The organism is Variovorax sp. M-6 (assembly GCF_052114385.1).
Classification (GTDB): Bacteria; Pseudomonadota; Gammaproteobacteria; order Burkholderiales; family Burkholderiaceae_C; genus Variovorax.
On the sequence record NZ_JBFREQ010000044.1, the window covers coordinates 24,971 to 43,477 of the forward strand.

The window sequence follows — 18,507 nt, forward strand, 5'->3', positions numbered from 1 at the left end:
CGCCCGCATGACGCGGGCGGCGGGAGATCGCGATCGCCCGATTCGCGGCGCCGGCACTGCCGGTCGCCGCGCTTTCGAGCAAGCTACTTGCTGACCAGAATGATCTTCCCGTTCTCGATCTTCACGAGGTGGGTCGTTGCCGGGCTCTGGCCGCTTTCCTTGCCAGTCGGTCCCACCTTGTTGAACGAGATGTTGCCCGTGAGGCCGTTGACCTTCACATCCCAAAGCGCGGCCCGGATCTTCTCGGAGTCGGCGCTGCCGGCCTTGGCGATGGCCGCGGCGATGGTGTGGATGGCGTCATAGCCTCTGGCCCCTTCGGGCATGCCCGCGGCTGGCACGCCGCGTTTGGCCCACTCGGTCACAAAGCGCCTCGCGGCCGCCGGGTTCGGCGCGGTCTCCGGGAACCACGGGGCGAACATCGCATCGTGCAGCGAGTCGTTGGCGGCGGCGCCCGCCTGCTCGATCAGCTGGTCCGGCACCGTTCCGCCGGTGGTGACGATCTGTCGCTTGAGGCCGAGCGCCTGGGCCTGCTTGAGCAGCAGCGTCATCTGCTCGGGGCCGGTGGTGATGAACAGCGTCTCGCTGTCGGAGCCCTTGATGGTCGAGAGCTGCGCCGACATGTCCTGCGCAGAGGCGTCCATGTGCAGCGTGCGGTTCACCGTGACGCCCTTCTCCTTGAGCATCTTGCCGAACTCGGAGGCCGCACCCAGACCCCAGTCGTTGTTGACGACCAGGAAGTCGACCTTCTTGATGTTCAGCGGCGCAACGAAGCGGGCGAAGTTGACGGCCTCCATCCCGTTCGTGGGGCTGATGCGGAACACGTAGGGATTGCCCGAGGTCGTGATCTTGTCCGCGCTCGAGGTCTCGACCACCATCGGCACCTTGTATTCCATCAGCTTGGGCATCACGGCCAGCGTGTAGGTGGAGCTCCAGGCGCCCATCATCACCGGCACCTTGTCGCGCACGATGAGCTTCTCGGCGGCGTTCGCGGCCTCGGTCGGATTGCTCTTGTTGTCCTCGATCACGAGCTCGATCTTCTTGCCGTTGATCCCGCCGCCGGCATTGATTTCGTCGGCGGCGATCTTCGCGCCGGTCGTCACGTAGTTGCCCGATGCGGCGACCACGCCCGTCAGGGGCTGGTTGACCCCGATCTTGATGACGTCCTGGGCCGCGGCATTCGCCCCCAAGCACGCAACGGCCGCAGCCAATGCGATTCTTGTCGATGTCTTTCTCATCTCGTCGTCTCCTGTTGTCCTTGCTTGGCGCACCGGCGGAGTGCCGGCGCATCCCGAGCGAGTCACCCTATTGGCCTAACAATAGGATGACGATATTTAAATACCAATGTGTCGACAGCGGGGTCATGGTTTTTACTGTTCGAGTGGAGTTCTATCGTGCTATAAATAGAACGTTAAATCCATTCGGAGAACGATGATGGCTCTGGGCGCTCACCTTTGGAGACCTGTCCTGCTGGAAAGGCTTGCGCACGCGCTCGCACTGCACAGCCGTCCGGCCGGACTTGCCAGGCAATGAAGCGGCGTGCGCGACTGATCCGGCTGGTTCGCCTCGACGAGGCGCTGCCGCAGCTTCCTGCCCTCACGCTGTTCCATGCCGGGCCGCCCTATCGCGGCGCGCCGCCGGCGGCCGTCGCGGCAGCAGCCGCGCAGGCCGCGGTGATCGGCGGCCTGGCCGGCGACACGGCCGAGGCGCACGAGATGGTCGCCACGCGGCGCATCGCACTGCGTCCGGCGCAGGACTTCGGCATCGCCGCGCCGCTGGCGCAGGTGCTGGCGCCTTCGATGTGGTGCTTCGAAGTCGGCGACGAGGGGCATCGCGCCTACGCGCCGGTCAGCGAGGGCGTGCCGCCTGCGCTGCGCTTCGGCTCGAGCGATCCGGGCTGCGTCCAGCGCGCGCGCGAGGGCTGCGAACAGACCGCCGCGGCCATCAATCCCATGCTGGGGCCGTTGCCCGACCCGGAAGCTCTGATGCGCGCCGCGCTGGAGCGCGGCGACGATTGCCACGCCCTGACCTCGGCCGGCAACGTGCTCTTCGTCGATGCGCTGCCCGGCCTCAGCCCCACGGCGAAGGCCCTGCTGTTGGCCAATCCGGGTTTCGTGCTCGGCATCTGGATGGCCTGGAGCGCCTGGAAGATCCACACGGAGGGCGGCGGGATTGCGGCGATAGGCGGCAACGGCATCGAGTTCGGATGGCGCCCGCGCGGCCAGACCGCCTGGAGAGTCACCACCGCCACGCCACCGCTCGGCAAGTACTTCCGTCCCGAATTGGCCGCGCAGGCGCTGGGCGCCATCGGCGACAGCGCCCTGGTCGACGCCTGCGGCTTCGGCGGGCAGGCCCTGCAGCATGCGCCGGCGTTGCGCGAGGAGTGGGCCGCCGTGTTGCCGGCCGATGCCCTGGAGCGCCGCACGCGCATCGTCGACCCGGCCTCGGGGCTCGTCGATCTCGAACGCATCCGCGCGAGCCGAACGGCGCCGATGGTCCATCTCGCGATCCTCGACCGGGCGGGCGGCCCCGGGCCCATCGGCAGGGGCGTCTATTGCCCGCCGATCACATTGTTTCAACAAGGAGACCACGAATGGAACTAGCAGACAAGGTTGCGATCGTCACGGGCGGCGCGATGGGCATCGGCTATGCGATCTGCGAGGCGCTGGCGCAGCGCGGCGCCTCGATCGTCATCGCCGATCTGGCCGGCGGCAAGGCCGCGGCGGACAAGCTGCGTCAAGGCGGCGCCCGGGCGATCGCCGTGGATGCCGACGTGTCGAGCGAGGAAGACACCGCGCGCATGGCCGCGGCGGCGCTGGAGGCCTTCGGGCGCGTTGACATCCTGGTGAACAACGCCGCCATCTACTCCACGCTGCAGTTGAAGCCCTTCGAGCAGCTGACGGTGGCCGACTGGCGCAAGATGCTGGACGTCAACGTCATCGGGCAGTTCCTCTGCTGCCGCGCCGCCTTGCCGGCCTTCAAGGCCCAGGGCGGCGGCCGCATCATCAACATCTCTTCGGGGGTCGCCTTCAAGGGCAACCCGGGCATGCTGCACTACGTGGCGTCCAAGGGCGCGATCGTCTCGATGACCCGCACCCTGGCGAGCGAACTCGGTCCGCACGGCGTGCTGGTCAACAGCGTCGCGCCGGGCTTCACGCTCAGCGACGGCGTCCACAAGAACCCGGAGCTTGCCAGCACCGTGGCCGGCTTCTCGGTCCAGAACCGTGCGCTGAAGCGCGACATGCTGCCGGGCGACGTGGTGGGCGCGGTGGGTTTCTTCGCGGGCCCGCACTCGGCGTTCATCACCGGACAGACGCTGGTCGTGGACGGCGGCGCCTACTACCACTGACCCCCGACATCGGCCTGCCGCCCGCGCACGCCGCAGGCGCGGTAGTCCGATCGACTCTTGCAACAAACCGAAAGGAGACAGAGTGAAATACGTCAAGGACGCTTGGTACCCCGTGGTGTGGGCCGACCGGATCGGCAGGGAACTGTCGCGCCACGTGGTGCTCGAACAGCCGCTTGTCCTGTTCCGCCGCGAGGACGGCCGCATCGTCGCGCTGCAGGACGCCTGCCCGCACCGGCTCGCGCCGTTGTCGCTCGGCAAGCTCAAGGGCGACACCGTCGAATGCGGCTATCACGGCATGACCTTCGACTGCGCCGGCAAGTGCGTGCGCATCCCCGGGCAGGAGATCATCCCGGCCAATGCGACCGTCGCCGCCTATCCGCTGGAAGTGAAGTACGGCCTGGTCTGGGTCTGGATGGGCGATGCCGCCGCGGCCGACGCGGCGAAGATCTTCCAGCTCGACCAGTACGGCGCTGAAGGATGGCATGCGGTGCAGGGCCAGACGCTGCGCATCGAATGCAACTACCTGAGCCTGTGCGACAACCTGCTGGACCCGGCGCACGTGACCTTCGTGCACACCACCACGCTGGGCACGCCCGCGGGCGCGACGGTCCCTGTGAACAACGAGTACGGCGACGACGCCATCACGGTCTGGCGCTGGATCCGCGGGGCGCAGGCGATCCCGTTGTTCGCCAAGTACGGCAAGCTCAGCGGCGCGGTCGACCGCTGGCACTACTACAACTACACGACGCCGTGCTTCTTCGCGATCGACATGGGCTCCTGCGTCAGCGGCACCATCCCCGACGCCGCCGATCGCCACGAAGGCATCCAGATGCATGCCTGCCATCTGCTCACCCCGGTGGACGAGCGGACCGTGCTGCAGCATTGGTTCCATGTGCGCAACTTCCGCATCGACGAACACGACATCGACGCCGAACTCACGGCCGACCTGGACAAGGCCTTCCAGGAGGACAAGGTCATTCTCGAGCGGATTCAGCGCGAGGAGGAGCGCAACGCGGACTACAAGCGCATCGTGCTGGGCATCGACGCAGCGCCGCGCAAGATGCGGCGCATGGTGGACCGCCTGATCGAGCGCGAGTCGGCCGGAGCCGATCGCTGAAGCCGCAGGGCCTTCGGGAGCGAAGGCCCTTCTTCTTGCGTGGCGCCTGTCAGGCGCCGTCGATCAGCGTCGCGAGGTCGAGCGTGAGGTCGGCGGCCTGCGCCGGGGTCGGCGATGCGCCGGCCGCCAGCAGCTTGCGCGCCACCAGGTGGTCGCGCGCGGCGTCGATCGAATCCACCGCGATCAGGCGCGCGCCGCGGAAGTGGAAGACTGAGAAGCCGTCGCCCTGCATGTCGCCGCGCACCGTCCAGCCGTCGGCGCCGCGTGACAGGCCGGCGATCTGCAGCTTCCTGCCGTGCTGGTCCGACCAGAACCAGGGCGTGCCCGAGAAGGGGCGGTCCAACCCCAGCAAGGTGGAGGCGGCGGCGCGGCCTTGCTCGACCGCGTTCTGCACCGACTCGAGACGCAGCAGCTCGCCGTTGTCGAGTCGACGGATCGTGCAGTCGCCCGCGGCCGTGACGCCCGGCGCCGAGGTGCGGCCGTGCGCGTCGACGACGATGCCCGAAGCGCATTCGATGCCCGCGTCGCGCGCCAGGGCGTCGTTGGCATCGACGCCGATGCCGACCAGGACCAGCCCGGCGGGAAAGACACGCCCGTCGGCGAGGTGCACTTCGACGGTGTCGTCGGCCGCGGCCTCGATGCCGCTGATGCGGGCATTCAGCACCACCCGCGCGCCATGGCCCAGGTGCAACCGTGCATACCAGTCGGACAAGGACTGGGCGAGCACCCGTTCGAGCAGGCGCGGCGCGGCTTCGAGGATGGTCACTGCCACGCCGAGCTGGCGCGCGGTCGCGGCGACTTCGAGGCCGATGAAACCGCCACCGACCACGATCAGCGGAAGGCCCCGTTGCGCACAGTGCGCAAGGCGTGCCGAAATCGCATCGGCATCGTCGCGCGAGCGCAGCACGCGCACGGCGCCGGTCGCCGCTGCGGCGCAGGGCAGGGTCCGGGGCGTGGCGCCGGTGGCCAGCAGCAGGCCCGAATAGCCCAGGCGGCTGCCGTCGGCCAGGGCGACGGACTGTCCCGCCGTATCGATGGAGACGACCTTGGTGCCGGTCCGCACGGCGATCTGCTTGCGCTCCAGCGCGGCGGCGGTGCGCATCGCCAACTGGTCCGCGCCCAGGCTGCCGGCCAGCCAGGCCTTGGAGAGCGGCGGGCGGTGGTAGGGCAGATGCGCCTCTTCGCCCAGCAGGGTGATCGGTGCGTCGAAGCCACCTGCGCGCAGCGTCTCCGCGGCCTGGAGCCCGGCCTGGCCGGCGCCGACGATCACGATGTGCTTCATCACACGCCCAGGCCCTGCAAGGGCGCGATGGTCACGACCAGTCCCTCCAGCGCGGGGCTGGCCTTGATCTGGCACGCCAGCCGGCTGTTGGCCTTGCGTTCCGCGGCCACGCAGTCCAGGAGCTCGCCTTCCTCGGCGCTCGGCGGCGCCAGCTGCGCCAGGCGATCCGTCTCCACGTAGCAATGGCAGGTCGCACAGACGCAGGAGCCGCCGCACTCGCCGATGATGCCGTCGACCCCGTGGGCCACCGCGCCCTGCATGAGGCTCCAGCCCTCGGACAGTTCAAGCGTCAGCGCCTGGCCTGACGGTTCGATGTAGGTGATGCTGACCATGCGTGCTTTCTCCGTCGCAGTCCGATGTAAAGGTTCTATCAATAGAATCTTAACACCATGATGCGGCGAAGGCGAGCCGGCACGGCCCTTCAATCCGTGAACAACTGGCTGAACAGCTCGCGCAGCCAGCGGTTGGCCGGGTCTTCGTGGAAACGCTCGTGCCAGTACTGCTTGATGGCGTAGACCGGCATCTTCAGCGGCGGGGTCAGCAGCTTGATGTTGCTGGTCGGCAGATAGGACTCGGCCAGCATGGTCGGAATCGTCACGACCAGGTCGGTGTTGGCCACGATCAGCGGGATGGCCAGGAAATGCGTGACGTGAAGCGCCACCCTGCGCGTGTAGCCCTTCTCGCTCAGCACCCGCTCCACCACGTCATGGCCGGTGCCGGGCGCCGACACGATGGCGTGCGACGCCGCCAGGTACTGCTTGAGGCTCAGGGTGCGGCCGATGGCCGGATGGTCGCTGCGGGCCACGCAGACATAGGAGCGGTTGTACAGCCGCTGCTGGTAGTAGCCGGCGGCCAGGTCCGGAATGAAGCCGACCGCCAGGTCCATCTCGCCCGATTCCAGCGCCGCGCGCATCTCCTTCATCGGCAACTGCACCGTGTGCAGGTTGACGCCCGGCGCGATTTCGCTGAGCCGCTGCAGCAGCGCCGGCAGGAAGACCCGTTCGCCGATGTCGGTCATGATGATCCGGAAGGTGCGCGTCGACGTCGCCGCGTCGAAATGCTTGTCGCGGTTCAGGGTCTGGCGGATCAGATGCAAGGCGTGGCGGATCGGCTCCGCCAGTTCCGTGGCGAAGGGCGTCGGCTCCATGCCGCGCGATGTGCGCACGAACAGCGGGTCGTTCAACACCTTGCGCAGCTTGCCCAGGCAGGTGCTCATGGCCGGCTGGCTGAGCCCGATGCGGTCTGCCGCGGACGTGACGCTGCGCTGCGTCAGCACCGCCTCGAAGGCCACCAGCAGCTTCAGGTCGAGATCTGCAATATCTGTTTTCTTGAATACCATGAATCGACCTCGTGCGATTTACGTATGGTATGCGGCCGCCTACATTTTTGCCAAGGACGGCGCAGCGATGCCGTCCGACGCGCAAGACATCGAGGCAGTGGCCGGAGGAAGTCGCATGCAGTCCATCGTGATCGTAGGGAGCGGGCTCGCCGGCTACTCGGTGGCGCGCGAGGTCCGCAAGCGCGACAAGACGGCCCGCCTGGTCGTGGTCTCGGCAGACGACGGCCACTTCTATTCCAAGCCCGCGCTGTCCGAAGCCTTTCGTCTCGGCGCGCCCGTGGCCGAACTGAGTTCGCGCAGCGCCGAGGCGATGGCCGCACAGATCAAGGGCGAGGTATGGAGCGATACGCGGGTCACGCAACTTGACCTGGCCGACCACGTGCTTGAAACCTCCAGAGGCCGGCTCGGCTACGACCGCCTGGTTCTGGCCCTGGGCGCCGAGCCGGTGCGTCTTCCGTTGGATGCTGCGTCGCTGGCGCGAGTGCTCAGCGTCAACGACCTCTGCGACTACCGTCGTTTTCGCGCCGCGGCACGGGGCCGCAAGGTGGTCGCCATCCTCGGCGCCGGACTGATCGGCTGCGAATTCGCCAACGATCTGGTGCATGCCGGCTTCGCGGTCAAGGTGATTGATATCGCCGGCCTGCCGCTCAACCGCCTGCTTCCGGCCGCGAACGCCCGTTGCATGCACGACGCGCTGCAGCGGGCCGGCGTCGACTGGCACCTCGGCACCGGCGTCGAGCGCATCGAGGCGAAAGGCGAGGGCGTACGCATTCTCTGCACCAACGGAGATGCGTTCGACGCCGACCTCGTGCTGTCCGCCATCGGCCTGCGCCCGCGCACCGCGCTGGCGCGTGCGGCCGGGCTCGCCGTGGCGCACGGCATCAGCGTCGATGCCGGCCTGCGCACCAGCGATCCGCAGGTCTACGCACTGGGCGACTGCGCGCAGGTGGATGGCCTGTGGCTGCCCTACATCGCGCCCATCGGGGCGGCCGCCAAGGTGGTTGCCGCCAACCTGGCGGGCGAGGCCGCGACCGTTCGCTATGCGCCGATGCCGGTGGTGGTCAAGACGCCGGCCTGTCCGTCCGTGGTGTGCCCGCCGCCGATCGACGTGTCGGGCGAGTGGCACACCGAATCCGATGCCAGCGGCGTGCAGTCCCTGTTTCGCGACGAAGCCGGACAGTTGCGCGGCTTCGCGCTGAACGGTGCCCGCACCGAGTGCGCCGGCGCGCTGGCACAGGCGATGCCGATGTGGCTGGCCTGAGTTCCCGACACCCCTTCGCCCACCTGTGGTGCCGCGAGGCGCCGACGCATTCCAAGGAGCAGACGATGAACAGTCCTCAACCCATTTCCTTCGTACGCCGCTGGCACCAGACCGGCTCGTCGCGCATGCCGTTCTGGCTCTACACCGACCCGGAGATCTATCGTCGCGAGCAGGAGCGGATCTTCAACGGTCCGCACTGGAGCTACGTGGCGCTCACGTCCGAGATTCCGCGCGCGGGTGACTACAAGCGCAGCTGGATCGGCGAGCGTTCGGTGATCGTGGTGCGCGACGAGGACGGCAGCGTCAACGTGGTCGAGAACCGCTGCGCCCACCGCGGGGCGCAGTTTTGCCAGGCGCACACGGGCAATCGCAAGGACTTCGTCTGTCCCTACCACCAGTGGAGCTACGACCTGAAGGGCAACCTGCTCGGCGTGCCGTTCATGCGCGGCATCAAGGGCAAGGGCGGAATGCCCTCCGATTTCAAGCGCGAAAGCCATGGCCTGACGAAGCTGCAGGTCGCGGTGCGCAACGGCGTGATCTTCGCGAGCTTCCATCCGGAGGTGCCGAGCTTCGAGGAGTTTCTCGGCACCACCATGCTCAAGTACTTCGACCGCGTGTTCGACGGCCGCGAACTGAAGGTGCTGGGCTACAACCGCCAGCGCGTACCGGGCAACTGGAAGCTGATCCACGAGAACCTCAAGGACTGCTACCACCCGGGGTTGCTGCACACCTGGTTCGTCAACTACGGCCTGTGGCGTGCCGACAATGAATCGGCCAATGTCATGGACGACCAGCATCGGCACTCGGCCATGGTCACGGTGCGAAATGAAGGCGGCAAGGGCGAGGCGACCTCCGGCGTCAGCAGCTACCGCGAGAACATGACGCTCAACGACGGCCGCTTCCTCGACGTCGAGACCGAGGGGTGGTGGAACGGCCCGACCGCCGTCATCCAGAGCATCTTCCCGAGCGTGATCATGCAGCAGCAGATCAACTCGGTCGCCGTGCGCCAGGTGATTCCGCGCGGCCCGCGCAGTTTCGACTACATCTGGACCCACCTGGGCTTCGCCGACGACTCGCCGGAGATGACGCAGCGCCGGCTGCGCCAGGCCAACCTGTTCGGTCCGGCGGGCTTCGTCTCGGTGGACGACAGCGAGATCATCGGGCTGGTGGAGGAGGGCGTATCGCAGAACGCGGAGGCGGAGTCGCTGTGCGAGCTGGGCGGGCGCGAGGTCGCCGACACCGACACCCATATCTCGGAGACCTTGATCCGGGGCATGTACGAGTACTACCGCAAAGTGATGGAGATCTGACAATGGATGCGACGACCCGATTCGCGGTGCAGGACCTCTACACCGACTATGTCCGCTGCGTGGACGACACCCAGTACCACGAGTGGCCCGATTTCTTTACCGACGAATGCATGTACCGCATCGTCTCGCGCGAGAACTTCGACGCCGGCCTGCAGATGTCGGCGCTGGCGCTCGAAAGCAAGGCCATGCTGAAGGACCGCGTCTACGGCATGAACGAGACCATCTTCCACGCGCCCTACATGCAGCGCCACGTGGTGGGCGCACCGAGGATCCTCGGCAGCAAGGACGGCGTGATCCGTGCCGAGGCCAACTATATCGTGCTGCGTACCAAGCTCGATGCCTTTTCCGAGGTGTTCAATACCGGGCGCTACGTCGACACCATCGTCAGCGAGGAGGGCCGGCTGAAGTTCAGGGAGCGCATCTGCGTCTTCGACAGCGAACTGGTTCCGAATTCGATCGTCTACCCGATCTGAGGCCCGACATGGACGAGCAACGAGCAAGCCCGGGCTGGGAGCGCGCCGCCGGCGTCGACGAGGTGACGGAGGGCGAGGTGAAGGGCGTCCACGCGGGCGGCCGCCCGATCGCCCTCTACAAGGTCGATGGCGAGGTGTACGCCACGCACGACATCTGTTCGCACGAGCGCGCGCATCTCTCCGAAGGCTATCTCGATGGTTGCGAGATCGAGTGCCCGCTGCACCAGGCGCGCTTCGACATCCGCACCGGCCGGGCCACCTGCCGGCCCGCGACCGAGGCGATCGCGGTCTTCCCCGTGAAGATCGTCGGCCAGGACATCTTCGTGGACTTCGCGTTGCCCGATTGATGTCCGCCAAGCGGCCGGCGTCCGTGTGCGCCGGCCGAGCCCGGCCCCGGATCAGCCGCCCAGGTAGGCCTTGCGCACGTGGGGGTCGTGGATCATGTCCTTGCCCGTCCCCTCCAGCGCCAACGAGCCCGACTCGTACAGGTAGGCGCGGTCGCACATGTCCAGTGCCGCGTAGGCGTTCTGCTCGACCATCAGCACCGTGGCGCCGTCGGCGCGCACCTTCTGGATGATCTCGAAGGTCTTCTCGACGATGTTCGGCGCCAGGCCCAGCGACGGCTCGTCGAACATCACCAGCCTGGGCCGGGACATCAGCGCGCGGCCGATGGCGAGCATCTGCTGCTCGCCACCGGACAGCGTGCCGGCCATCTGGTAGCGCCGTTCGGCGAGCTTCGGAAAGTTGTCGAACATGCGCGCCATGTCGGCCGTGATGCCCGCCTTGTCCTTGCGGCGGTAGGCGCCCATCTCGAGGTTCTCCTGGATGGTCATCTGCGGAAAGACGCGCCGGCCTTCCGGGCAGTGGGCGATGCCCATCGACAGGATGCGCTGCGGCGTGGCCCGCGTGATGTCCACGCCCTCGAAGCGAATGGTGCCGCTGGCCGGCGGCAACAGGCCCGAGATGGCTTTCAGGGTGGACGACTTGCCGGCGCCGTTGGCGCCGATCACCGTCACCAGTTCGCCCTTGCGGACCTTCAGCGAGACGCCCTTGATGGCCTCGACCTTGCCGTAGCGGCAGACGATGTTGTCGATCTCAAGCATGCTTGATCCCCTGGCCGAGGTAGGCGCGAATGACTTCCGGATTGGCCTGGATCTCGGCGGGCGACCCGTCGGCGATGATCTTGCCGTAGTTGAGCACCACGATGCGGTCGGAGACGCCCATCACCAGCGGCATGTCGTGTTCGACCAGCAGGATCGAGATGCCGCGCTTGCGGATCCGGGCCAGCAGCGCCATGAAGTCGCCGGTCTCCGAAGGGTTCATGCCGGCGGCCGGCTCGTCGAGCAGCAGCAGCGTCGGGTTGGCCGCCAGTGCCACGGCCACGCCCAGCAGGCGCTGTTCGCCGTAGGGCAGCGAGCCGCCGAGTTCGTTGGCCCGGTGCCCGATGCCGACGAAGTCGAGCGTCTCCCAGACGGCCTCGCGCAGCCTGGCCTCTTCGCGGCGCATGCCCGGCAGCGCCAGCAGCGTGGACCAGGCCGAGGCGCTGCCGTGGCGGTGCAGGCCGGTGAGCACGTTCTCGAACACCGTGTTGGTGGTGAACAGGCTGGTCTTCTGGAAGGTGCGGACCAGGCCCACGCCGGCCACTTCGTGCGGCTTGAGCTTGTGCAGCGCGATGTCGCGGAAGTGCACCTCGCCCTTGGTCGGGCGCAGGAAGCCGGTCACCACGTTGAAGGCGGTGGTCTTGCCGGCGCCGTTGGGGCCGATCAGGCTGACCAGCTCGCCTTCGTCGACGTGGAAACTCATGTCGGAGATGGCCACCAGGCCGCCGAAATGCACGGCGACATGGTCGATCGACAGGATCTTCCTGCCGCTGCGGGTGGCGGGCGTGGCGGGTCGGGTCGAGGGGTTCATGGTTGCTTGCATGGTCAGCCGGCTGCGCCGTTCAGTTTGGCCGTCGGCTCGGGCGGCGGCGCTTCCGCCGGCGCTGCCGGTGTGGTGCGCTGGTGGCGCTGGATGCCCCCGGTCCTGCGGGCCCAGAAGTCGCACACGGCCGGCACGATGCCGCGCGGCAGAAAGAAGACGATCAGCACCATCACGATGCCGTAGACCACCCATTGCACCTCGGGCGCGGCCACCGCGCGCAGCCCGACCGGCAGCACGCCGAAGATGACGCCGCCGACGATCGGTCCGGCCAGGGTGCCTTTGCCACCCGTCACGACCATGATCACCATCGTCACCGTGTAGATGAACAGGAAGATGTCCGGGTCGATGATGCGGATGTAGTGCGCATAGAGGCTGCCTGCCGCGCCCGCGAGGGCCGCCGACATCACGGCGGCGAACACCAGGTAGCGCGTCACGTCGATGCCGACCGAGGTCGCCAGCGACTCGTTCTCGCGCAGTGCAATCATCGCCCTGCCCATGCGGGAATGAACCACCCGGCGGATCAGCACGTAGGCGAGCACGGCCAGCGCCAGCACCAGGTAGTAGTTCGGCAGCTTGCTCCAGAACACGTTTTCGCCCAGCAGCGGCAGGTTGTAGCCGAGCGGAGGGATGTTGCTCAATGCCAGTGGCCCTTGCGTCAGGTCGACCCAGTTCAGTGCCACCAGTCGCACCACCTCGGCGAAGCTGATTGTCACGATCACGAAGTAGGCGCCGCGGATCTTGAACGACAGCTTGCCCACGATGTAGCCGCAGACCCCGGCCACGAAAGTCCCCAGCAGGATGCCGATGGCTGGATGCCAGGGGGCGTGGACGATGCGTCCGTCGCCCCAGAAGACCGGGATGTCGAAGCCCAGCGAGGTCAGGGCGCTCGTGTAGGCGCCGATGCCGAAGAAGGCGATATGGCCCAGGCTCAGCTGGCCGGTGTAGCCGAGCAGCAGATTGAGGCTCATCGCCCCGATGATGAAGATGCCGGTCGTGATGACGATGTGCAGGTAGTACTGGTCCGTGACCCAGAGGGGCACGCTGAGCAGCGCCACGAGCAGCAGGCTGATTCTGAGGTTTTTCATCCGATGCGCTCCCCGCGTACGTAGAACAGGCCGGTGGGTTTGAACATGAGCACCAGGATGATGAGGATGAAGCCCATCGCATCCCGGTAGCCCGACGAGACGTAGCCCGAGCCCAGCTCTTCCGCGAAGGCCAGGATGAAGCCGCCGATCGCCGCGCCCTGGATGCTGCCGAGGCCGCCCAGGATGACGATGGCGAAGGCCTTCAGGGCGGCGGTGTTGCCCATCGTGGTGGTGACCACGAAGACCGGCCCGAGCAGCGCGCCGGCGGCGGCGGCCAGCCCCGAGCCGAGTGCGAAGGTGGCGGTGTAGATGGCGTTGATGTTGACGCCCATCAGCGAAGCGGTGTCACGGTCCTGGAAGGTGGCGCGCATCGCCTTGCCCAGCGGGCTGCGATGGATCAGCACGTAGGTGGCGAGAATGAGCAACAGCGCTGCGGCCAGCACGAACAGGCGCAGCCAGGAGATCGACACCGGGCCGATGACCAGCGGCTCGGTCGGAAAGGGCGTCGGCACCGACTTGGCGACGCCGCCCCAGACCAGCAGCGCGATGTTCTGCATGGCGATCCAGCAGCCGATCATGACCACCATGGTCGAGTCGATGTCGGCGCTGCGCATGCGGCGCAGGAAGACGCGCTCGATCAGCGCGCCAAGCAGGATGCCCAGCATGATGGCCATGCCCATCGCGAGGAAGAAGTTCCATCCGAGGCTGGACACGAAGTAGTAGGCCATGAAGCCGCCGAACGCATAGAGCTCGCCATGCGTGAAGTTGACGACTTTCATGATCCCGAGGATCAAGGTGAGGCCGATCCCCAGGAGCGCGTAGGTGCCTCCGAGGATCAGCGCATTGGCTATGTGCTGGATGAGTTGGTCCACTTGGTTTCTCGCACGCGCTGGAAGAACGAAACGATCGTGGAAAGCGCTGATTCCACGACGGACGGGGCCACGCCCGGACCGCACCGTCGTCGATGCGACGGTCCACCCGGACGCGATACGGCGATTCAGTCGGCTAGTTGACGATGCTGATCTTGTCGTTGTCGATCTTCACGAGATAGGTGTTCGGCGTGCTTTGGCCGCTCTCGCGCCCTTGGGGGCCGACCTTCTCGAACTTGATCTTGCCGGCCAGGCCGGTCAGCTCGGTGTCCCACAGGGCCGCGCGGATCTTTTCCGGATCGGCGGCGCCGGCCTTGGCGACGGCCGCGGCGATGGTGCGGATGCCGTCATAGCCGCGGAAGCCTTCGGTCAGGCCGGACTTGTCGTACTTGCGCTTGTTCCACTCCGCGATGAAGGCCCTGGCGGTGGCCGGATCGGCCGAGGCGTCGGGCGCCCACGGCGCGAACATCATGTTGTGCATGGTGCCCGCGGCCGCGGAGCCTGCGTGCTCGATCAACTGGTCCGGACTCTGCGAGCCGCCCAGCGTGATGATCTGGCGCTTCAGGCCCAGCGACTGCACTTGCTTGAGCACCAGCGTGAGCTGCTCGACCGCCGTGGTGACGAAGAGCGTGTCCGCATCCGTGCCCTTGAGCTGGGACAACTGGGAGGTCATGTCCTGCGCCGAGGCGTCCATGGTCAGCACGCGGCCCACCTTCACGCCCTTGGCCTCCAGCATGCGCTGGAAGGATTCGGCCGAGCCGCGGCCCCAATCGTTGTTCACGACCAGCAGATCGGCCTTCTTGATCTTCAGCGGCTCGACATGGCGGGCAAAGCTCTTGGCCTCCATGTCGTTGGTCGGGCAAATGCGAAACACATAGGGGTTGCCCGAGGTCGTGATCTTGTCGGCCCCCGAAGTCTCGACCACCATCGGCACCTTGTATTCCATCAGCTTGGGCATCGCGGCCAGCGTGTAGGTCGAGCTCCAGGCGCCCATGATGACCGGGACCTTGTCGCGCACGATCAACTTCTCGGTGGCGTTGGCCGCCTCGGTCGGATTGCTCTTGCTGTCCTCGATGATCAGTTCGATCTTCGCGCCGTTGATGCCGCCCTTGGCATTGATCTCGTCGGCGGCGATCTTCGCGCCGCTGGTCACGAAGTTGCCGGACGCCGCCACCGCCCCGGTGAGCGGCTGGTTGACGCCGATCTTGATGACGTTGGACTGGGCTGCCGCAGCGACGGCAAAACACGCTGCCGCGGCGACCAGGCTCGGTCTCAGCCAGGTTTGCTTCATCTTCCGCTCCTAGAGGGGTAGGGGGCGAATCGTCCGGCGGGATGCCGTCGCATTCGAGCTATCGCATAATCACTCAAACTATCTATCTAACAATAGGACTACTGTATATCGCTGAGTCGCGCGCCGACTCATGGTTTTCACCGACAAGCCGTCGTTTGCCTGGGTCCACACTCGCTGATAAGATACTAATAATAGGACGACCAGCTGATGGCATCATACGATGCCGAAGAGCCGATCGCCAGAACCAGCCCAGGAGCGCCATGAGCCAGTTGAATATTTCGCCGGAGGTGGTCGATGAGCAGACGCTCTCGAAGGCGCACGCCTGCCTGCGTGAGGCCGGCGTGGCGCTGCCGACCTTGAGCCAGCTGGCCGACCCGCAGACGATTCCGCCGGAGCGCCTCGCCGCGCTGGCGCAGGTCGATCCCGGACAGCCGCACCCGGCCAATCTGTGGCGGGTCCACTGGTTCAACGATGCCGTCGGCACCCACCCGACCGGCGTGCCGGGCCACCTGGTGCTGCCCGAGGCGTTGACCGGCGTGAAGACCAGGATCGTCATTGCGCTGGGCGACCGCTTTCCGATGATCGGCGCGCACAAGGTGCTGGCCGCCTACGGCTGCCTGGTGCCGCGCCTGGTCACGGGGCGATTCGATCCAGGCCGGCACAAGGCCGTGTGGCCGTCGACCGGCAACTACTGCCGCGGCGGCGTCGCCATCTCGCGCATCCTCGGTTGCCGCGGCATCGCGGTGCTGCCCGCCGGCATGAGCAGGGAGCGCTTCGACTGGCTGGAACGCTGGGTCGCGGCGCCGGAAGACATCGTTCGCACGCCGGGAACGGAAAGCAACGTCAAGGAGATCTACGATCGCTGCGCCGCGCTCGCGGCGGTGCCGGACAACGTGATCCTGAACCAGTTCTCCGAGTTCGGGAACTACCTCGTGCACCACCACTGCACCGGGCGCGCGATGGAGCGCGTGTTCGCCGCTCTGCAGGTCGAGACCCCCGCATTGCGGCTGGCGGCCTTCGTGTCGGCCACCGGGTCGGCCGGCACCCTTGCCGCCGGCGACTACCTCAAGCAGCGCCACGGCGCGCGCATCGTCGCCGTCGAGGCCAGCGAGTGCCCGACCCTGCTCGAGAACGGCTATGGCGAGCACAACATCCAGGGCATCGGCGACAAGCACATCCCGCTGATCCACAACGTGATGAACACCGACGTCGCTGTCGGCGTGTCGGATCGCAGTTCGGACGCACTGAACCAGCTGTTCAATTCGGATGTCGGCAAGCGCTACCTGGTGCAGCGCCAGAAGCTCGACCCGGCGTGCGTCGAGGCGCTGGCGGCCATCGGCATCTCGGGCTGGGCCAACGTGGTCGCGGCGATCAAGGTGGCGAAGCACTTCGACCTCGGCGCCGACGACGTCATCGTCACCGTGGCCACCGACAGCGCGCGGATGTACGCCAGCGAACGGCAGCGCTATGTGCAGCGCCACTATGCGCAGGGCTTCGACGAGGTCCATGCCGGCGAGCTCTTCGCGCGCCATCTGGGCGGCATCGAGGCCGACCACCTGCTCGAACTCACGCATTCGCAGCGCAAGAGGATTTTCAACCTCGGCTATTTCACCTGGGTGGAGCAACAAGGCATTTCCGTGGACCAGTTCGACGCTCGAAGGGACCAGGCCTTCTGGGGCCGGCTGCAGGCGTCGGTACCGGCCTGGGACGCGCTGGTCGAGGCGTTCAACGGAAAGACAGGGGCTAAGCGGTAGTCAACACATCCACAGCATCTGTGGGGAAAGCAGGAGGCAATATGGAAGGTACACCTTATCTCGAACTCAGGGCCAAGCTCGCGCAGCGCGACCGCAGCTTGCGAGAGAAAGTCATGTCGCTCGAGGATGCAGCCGCGCTGGTCAACGACGGCGACAAGGTCGGCATCGGCGGCAGCACGCTGTCGCGCACGCCGACGGCGATGATCTGGCAGCTGATCCGCGAGCGCAAGAAGCATCTGCAGGTCTCGCGCAGCATCGTCTCGAGCGAGGGCGACCTGTTGTTCGCTTCGGGGGTCTCGGACCACATCATCACCAGCTGGTTCAGCCAGGGCATCGTCTGGGGCATCTCGAAGGTGATGCGCCACTACGTGGAGAGCAAGCAGGCGCGCTACGACGAGTGGAGCCACCTGGCCATGGGCATGCGCTTTCGCGCCGGAGCGATGGGCGTCCCCTTTCTGCCGATGCGCTCGATGCTCGGCTCGGACGTGCTGGAGCTGCGGCCCGAAGCCCGAACCATCGCCTGCCCCTTCACCCAGGAGGACGTGCTGCTGGTGCCGGCCCTGAACCCCGACGTGGCGATCATCCACGTGCAGCGCTGCGACGCCTACGGCAATGCCCAGATGGACGGCCTGCAGTTCATGGACATCGACCTGGCCATGGCCGCCAACCGGGTGATCCTGACGACCGAACGGATCGTCTCGAACGACCAGATCCGCCGTTCCCCGGACCAGACCAAGATTCCGTTCTTTGCCGTCGATGCCGTGGTCGAGGTGCCCTACGGCTGCGCGCCGCACGAATGCAGCAACGTCTATGAGCCGCTGTTCAAGCACATGGACTACTACACCTCGCTGGTCAACGCCGACCCGGTGGCCGCGATGCAGGACTACATCGAGCGCTACATCCGTCAGCCGAAGTCGTGGAACGACTACCTGAACCTGCTGGGACTGGACGAATTGCTGGACGCGGCGCGCCGCGGAAGGAGCATGCTGAATGACTGAGACCGTCGATTGCACCGCCAGCGAGATCCTGGCCGTCATGAGCTCTCGCCTGCTCAACGAGGGGCAGATCGTGTTCGCCGGCGTGGGCGTGCCGCTCCTGGCCGCGACGCTGGCCCAGGGCCTGCGTTGCCCGGGCCTGACCATTCTGTTCGAGGGCGGCGTGGTGGGTCCGATCATCGAGCCCGGCAAGCTGCCGCCGTCGACCAACGAACAGCGTTGCACCAAGCGGGCCAACATGGTGCTGAGCAGCACCGAGGTGCTGCTGCTGCTGCAGCGCGGCTACGTGGATGTCGGCTTCATGGGGGGCGCACAGATCGACAAGTACGGCAACCTGAACTCTTCCTACATCGGCAACCCGGCGAACCCGAAGACGCGGCTGCCGGGCACCGGCGGCGGCAACGACATCTCGAGCCTGACGCACATGATCGTGGCGATGCGCCATGAGCGGCGCCGCTTCGT

Annotated in this window: 19 protein-coding genes; 10 read left to right on the forward strand and 9 right to left on the reverse strand. The window is 66.8% G+C overall.

Going from position 1 to position 18,507, the window contains the following annotated elements:
* Window positions 1-83 precede the first annotated feature (83 nt).
* Complete coding sequence (locus AB4Z46_RS31715; protein WP_442287538.1) at window positions 84-1,235, reverse strand: ABC transporter substrate-binding protein; 1,152 nt, start codon at window positions 1,233-1,235, stop codon at window positions 84-86.
* Window positions 1,236-1,526: 291 nt separating this feature from the next.
* Between AB4Z46_RS31715 and AB4Z46_RS31720 the strand changes: the two genes are divergently transcribed.
* The 3 genes from AB4Z46_RS31720 to AB4Z46_RS31730 all read left to right on the forward strand — a co-directional run bounded on the left by AB4Z46_RS31720 (window position 1,527) and on the right by AB4Z46_RS31730 (window position 4,463).
* On the forward strand, window positions 1,527-2,600 hold the full coding sequence (locus AB4Z46_RS31720; RefSeq protein WP_442287539.1) for an oxamate carbamoyltransferase subunit AllG family protein: 1,074 nt from the start codon (window positions 1,527-1,529) through the stop codon (window positions 2,598-2,600).
* Complete coding sequence (locus tag AB4Z46_RS31725) at window positions 2,591-3,346, forward strand: SDR family NAD(P)-dependent oxidoreductase (RefSeq protein WP_442287540.1); 756 nt, start codon at window positions 2,591-2,593, stop codon at window positions 3,344-3,346. Before AB4Z46_RS31720 ends, AB4Z46_RS31725 begins: the two co-directional genes overlap by 10 nt.
* An 82-nt stretch (window positions 3,347-3,428) precedes the next feature.
* Window positions 3,429-4,463 (forward strand): aromatic ring-hydroxylating dioxygenase subunit alpha, encoded by a 1,035-nt coding sequence (locus tag AB4Z46_RS31730; RefSeq protein ID WP_442287541.1) that lies wholly within the window; start codon window positions 3,429-3,431, stop codon window positions 4,461-4,463.
* Between the two features lie 49 nt (window positions 4,464-4,512).
* Here AB4Z46_RS31730 and AB4Z46_RS31735 read toward each other — a convergent pair whose 3' ends face one another.
* The 3 genes from AB4Z46_RS31735 to AB4Z46_RS31745 all read right to left on the reverse strand — a co-directional run bounded on the left by AB4Z46_RS31735 (window position 4,513) and on the right by AB4Z46_RS31745 (window position 7,084).
* Entirely contained in the window at window positions 4,513-5,745 is a 1,233-nt protein-coding gene (locus AB4Z46_RS31735) for an NAD(P)/FAD-dependent oxidoreductase (RefSeq protein ID WP_442287542.1), read from the reverse strand.
* Window positions 5,745-6,077 (reverse strand): 2Fe-2S iron-sulfur cluster-binding protein, encoded by a 333-nt coding sequence (locus AB4Z46_RS31740; RefSeq protein ID WP_442287543.1) that lies wholly within the window; start codon window positions 6,075-6,077, stop codon window positions 5,745-5,747. The genes AB4Z46_RS31735 and AB4Z46_RS31740 overlap by 1 nt, the downstream gene beginning before the upstream one ends.
* 89 nt (window positions 6,078-6,166) lie before the next feature.
* Window positions 6,167-7,084: a LysR family transcriptional regulator gene (locus AB4Z46_RS31745; protein ID WP_442287544.1), complete on the reverse strand. Its 918-nt coding sequence runs from the start codon at window positions 7,082-7,084 to the stop codon at window positions 6,167-6,169.
* A 115-nt stretch (window positions 7,085-7,199) separates the two neighbouring features.
* Between AB4Z46_RS31745 and AB4Z46_RS31750 the strand changes: the two genes are divergently transcribed.
* The 4 genes from AB4Z46_RS31750 to AB4Z46_RS31765 all read left to right on the forward strand — a co-directional run bounded on the left by AB4Z46_RS31750 (window position 7,200) and on the right by AB4Z46_RS31765 (window position 10,475).
* Window positions 7,200-8,345 carry an NAD(P)/FAD-dependent oxidoreductase gene (locus tag AB4Z46_RS31750; RefSeq protein ID WP_442287545.1) on the forward strand — a complete coding sequence of 382 codons (1,146 nt, stop codon included), beginning with the start codon at window positions 7,200-7,202 and terminating at the stop codon, window positions 8,343-8,345.
* Window positions 8,346-8,410: 65 nt separating this feature from the next.
* On the forward strand, window positions 8,411-9,655 hold the full coding sequence (locus tag AB4Z46_RS31755) for an aromatic ring-hydroxylating dioxygenase subunit alpha (protein WP_442287546.1): 1,245 nt from the start codon (window positions 8,411-8,413) through the stop codon (window positions 9,653-9,655).
* 2 nt (window positions 9,656-9,657) lie between these two features.
* Window positions 9,658-10,128 (forward strand): aromatic-ring-hydroxylating dioxygenase subunit beta, encoded by a 471-nt coding sequence (locus tag AB4Z46_RS31760; protein ID WP_442287547.1) that lies wholly within the window; start codon window positions 9,658-9,660, stop codon window positions 10,126-10,128.
* A gap of 8 nt (window positions 10,129-10,136) precedes the next feature.
* Window positions 10,137-10,475: a non-heme iron oxygenase ferredoxin subunit gene (locus AB4Z46_RS31765; protein ID WP_442287548.1), complete on the forward strand. Its 339-nt coding sequence runs from the start codon at window positions 10,137-10,139 to the stop codon at window positions 10,473-10,475.
* A 51-nt stretch (window positions 10,476-10,526) separates the two neighbouring features.
* Here AB4Z46_RS31765 and AB4Z46_RS31770 read toward each other — a convergent pair whose 3' ends face one another.
* The 5 genes from AB4Z46_RS31770 to AB4Z46_RS31790 all read right to left on the reverse strand — a co-directional run bounded on the left by AB4Z46_RS31770 (window position 10,527) and on the right by AB4Z46_RS31790 (window position 15,296).
* Entirely contained in the window at window positions 10,527-11,231 is a 705-nt protein-coding gene (locus AB4Z46_RS31770; RefSeq protein WP_442287549.1) for an ABC transporter ATP-binding protein, read from the reverse strand.
* The gene (locus tag AB4Z46_RS31775) at window positions 11,224-12,039 is read right to left on the reverse strand and encodes an ABC transporter ATP-binding protein (protein WP_442287550.1); all 816 of its coding nucleotides are present in this window, start codon (window positions 12,037-12,039) and stop codon (window positions 11,224-11,226) included. The genes AB4Z46_RS31770 and AB4Z46_RS31775 overlap by 8 nt, the downstream gene beginning before the upstream one ends.
* Window positions 12,040-12,053: 14 nt before the next feature.
* Window positions 12,054-13,136, reverse strand: a complete 1,083-nt coding sequence (locus AB4Z46_RS31780; protein WP_442287551.1) for a branched-chain amino acid ABC transporter permease — start codon at window positions 13,134-13,136, stop codon at window positions 12,054-12,056.
* The gene (locus AB4Z46_RS31785) at window positions 13,133-14,008 is read right to left on the reverse strand and encodes a branched-chain amino acid ABC transporter permease (RefSeq protein ID WP_442287552.1); all 876 of its coding nucleotides are present in this window, start codon (window positions 14,006-14,008) and stop codon (window positions 13,133-13,135) included. Before AB4Z46_RS31785 ends, AB4Z46_RS31780 begins: the two co-directional genes overlap by 4 nt.
* Before the next feature lie 133 nt (window positions 14,009-14,141).
* Window positions 14,142-15,296: an ABC transporter substrate-binding protein gene (locus tag AB4Z46_RS31790; RefSeq protein ID WP_442287553.1), complete on the reverse strand. Its 1,155-nt coding sequence runs from the start codon at window positions 15,294-15,296 to the stop codon at window positions 14,142-14,144.
* Between the two features lie 260 nt (window positions 15,297-15,556).
* Between AB4Z46_RS31790 and AB4Z46_RS31795 the strand changes: the two genes are divergently transcribed.
* The 3 genes from AB4Z46_RS31795 to AB4Z46_RS31805 form a co-directional block, all read left to right on the forward strand.
* A complete protein-coding gene (locus AB4Z46_RS31795; RefSeq protein WP_442287554.1) occupies window positions 15,557-17,050 on the forward strand; it encodes a pyridoxal-phosphate dependent enzyme in 1,494 nt (497 codons plus the stop codon).
* Between the two features lie 41 nt (window positions 17,051-17,091).
* Window positions 17,092-18,048: a CoA transferase subunit A gene (locus AB4Z46_RS31800; RefSeq protein ID WP_442287555.1), complete on the forward strand. Its 957-nt coding sequence runs from the start codon at window positions 17,092-17,094 to the stop codon at window positions 18,046-18,048.
* The coding region (locus tag AB4Z46_RS31805; protein WP_442287556.1) for a CoA-transferase at window positions 18,041-18,507 on the forward strand (467 nt) is incomplete at its 3' end. The genes AB4Z46_RS31800 and AB4Z46_RS31805, both read left to right, overlap by 8 nt.

What these genes read in the sequence shown, in the direction of transcription:
- AB4Z46_RS31780 (WP_442287551.1), bottom strand. Translation starts at nt 13,136, where the DNA reads ATGAAAAACCTCAGAATCAGCCTGCTGCTCGTGGCGCTGCTCAGCGTG.
- AB4Z46_RS31725 (WP_442287540.1), top strand. Translation starts at nt 2,591, where the DNA reads ATGGAACTAGCAGACAAGGTTGCGATCGTCACGGGCGGCGCGATGGGC.
- AB4Z46_RS31735 (WP_442287542.1), bottom strand. Translation starts at nt 5,745, where the DNA reads ATGAAGCACATCGTGATCGTCGGCGCCGGCCAGGCCGGGCTCCAGGCC.
- AB4Z46_RS31750 (WP_442287545.1), top strand. Translation starts at nt 7,200, where the DNA reads ATGCAGTCCATCGTGATCGTAGGGAGCGGGCTCGCCGGCTACTCGGTG.
- AB4Z46_RS31755 (WP_442287546.1), top strand. Translation starts at nt 8,411, where the DNA reads ATGAACAGTCCTCAACCCATTTCCTTCGTACGCCGCTGGCACCAGACC.
- AB4Z46_RS31765 (WP_442287548.1), top strand. Translation starts at nt 10,137, where the DNA reads ATGGACGAGCAACGAGCAAGCCCGGGCTGGGAGCGCGCCGCCGGCGTC.
- AB4Z46_RS31775 (WP_442287550.1), bottom strand. Translation starts at nt 12,039, where the DNA reads ATGAACCCCTCGACCCGACCCGCCACGCCCGCCACCCGCAGCGGCAGG.
- AB4Z46_RS31720 (WP_442287539.1), top strand. Translation starts at nt 1,527, where the DNA reads ATGAAGCGGCGTGCGCGACTGATCCGGCTGGTTCGCCTCGACGAGGCG.
- AB4Z46_RS31740 (WP_442287543.1), bottom strand. Translation starts at nt 6,077, where the DNA reads ATGGTCAGCATCACCTACATCGAACCGTCAGGCCAGGCGCTGACGCTT.
- AB4Z46_RS31770 (WP_442287549.1), bottom strand. Translation starts at nt 11,231, where the DNA reads ATGCTTGAGATCGACAACATCGTCTGCCGCTACGGCAAGGTCGAGGCC.
- AB4Z46_RS31760 (WP_442287547.1), top strand. Translation starts at nt 9,658, where the DNA reads ATGGATGCGACGACCCGATTCGCGGTGCAGGACCTCTACACCGACTAT.
- AB4Z46_RS31790 (WP_442287553.1), bottom strand. Translation starts at nt 15,296, where the DNA reads ATGAAGCAAACCTGGCTGAGACCGAGCCTGGTCGCCGCGGCAGCGTGT.
- AB4Z46_RS31745 (WP_442287544.1), bottom strand. Translation starts at nt 7,084, where the DNA reads ATGGTATTCAAGAAAACAGATATTGCAGATCTCGACCTGAAGCTGCTG.
- AB4Z46_RS31795 (WP_442287554.1), top strand. Translation starts at nt 15,557, where the DNA reads ATGAGCCAGTTGAATATTTCGCCGGAGGTGGTCGATGAGCAGACGCTC.
- AB4Z46_RS31715 (WP_442287538.1), bottom strand. Translation starts at nt 1,235, where the DNA reads ATGAGAAAGACATCGACAAGAATCGCATTGGCTGCGGCCGTTGCGTGC.
- AB4Z46_RS31800 (WP_442287555.1), top strand. Translation starts at nt 17,092, where the DNA reads ATGGAAGGTACACCTTATCTCGAACTCAGGGCCAAGCTCGCGCAGCGC.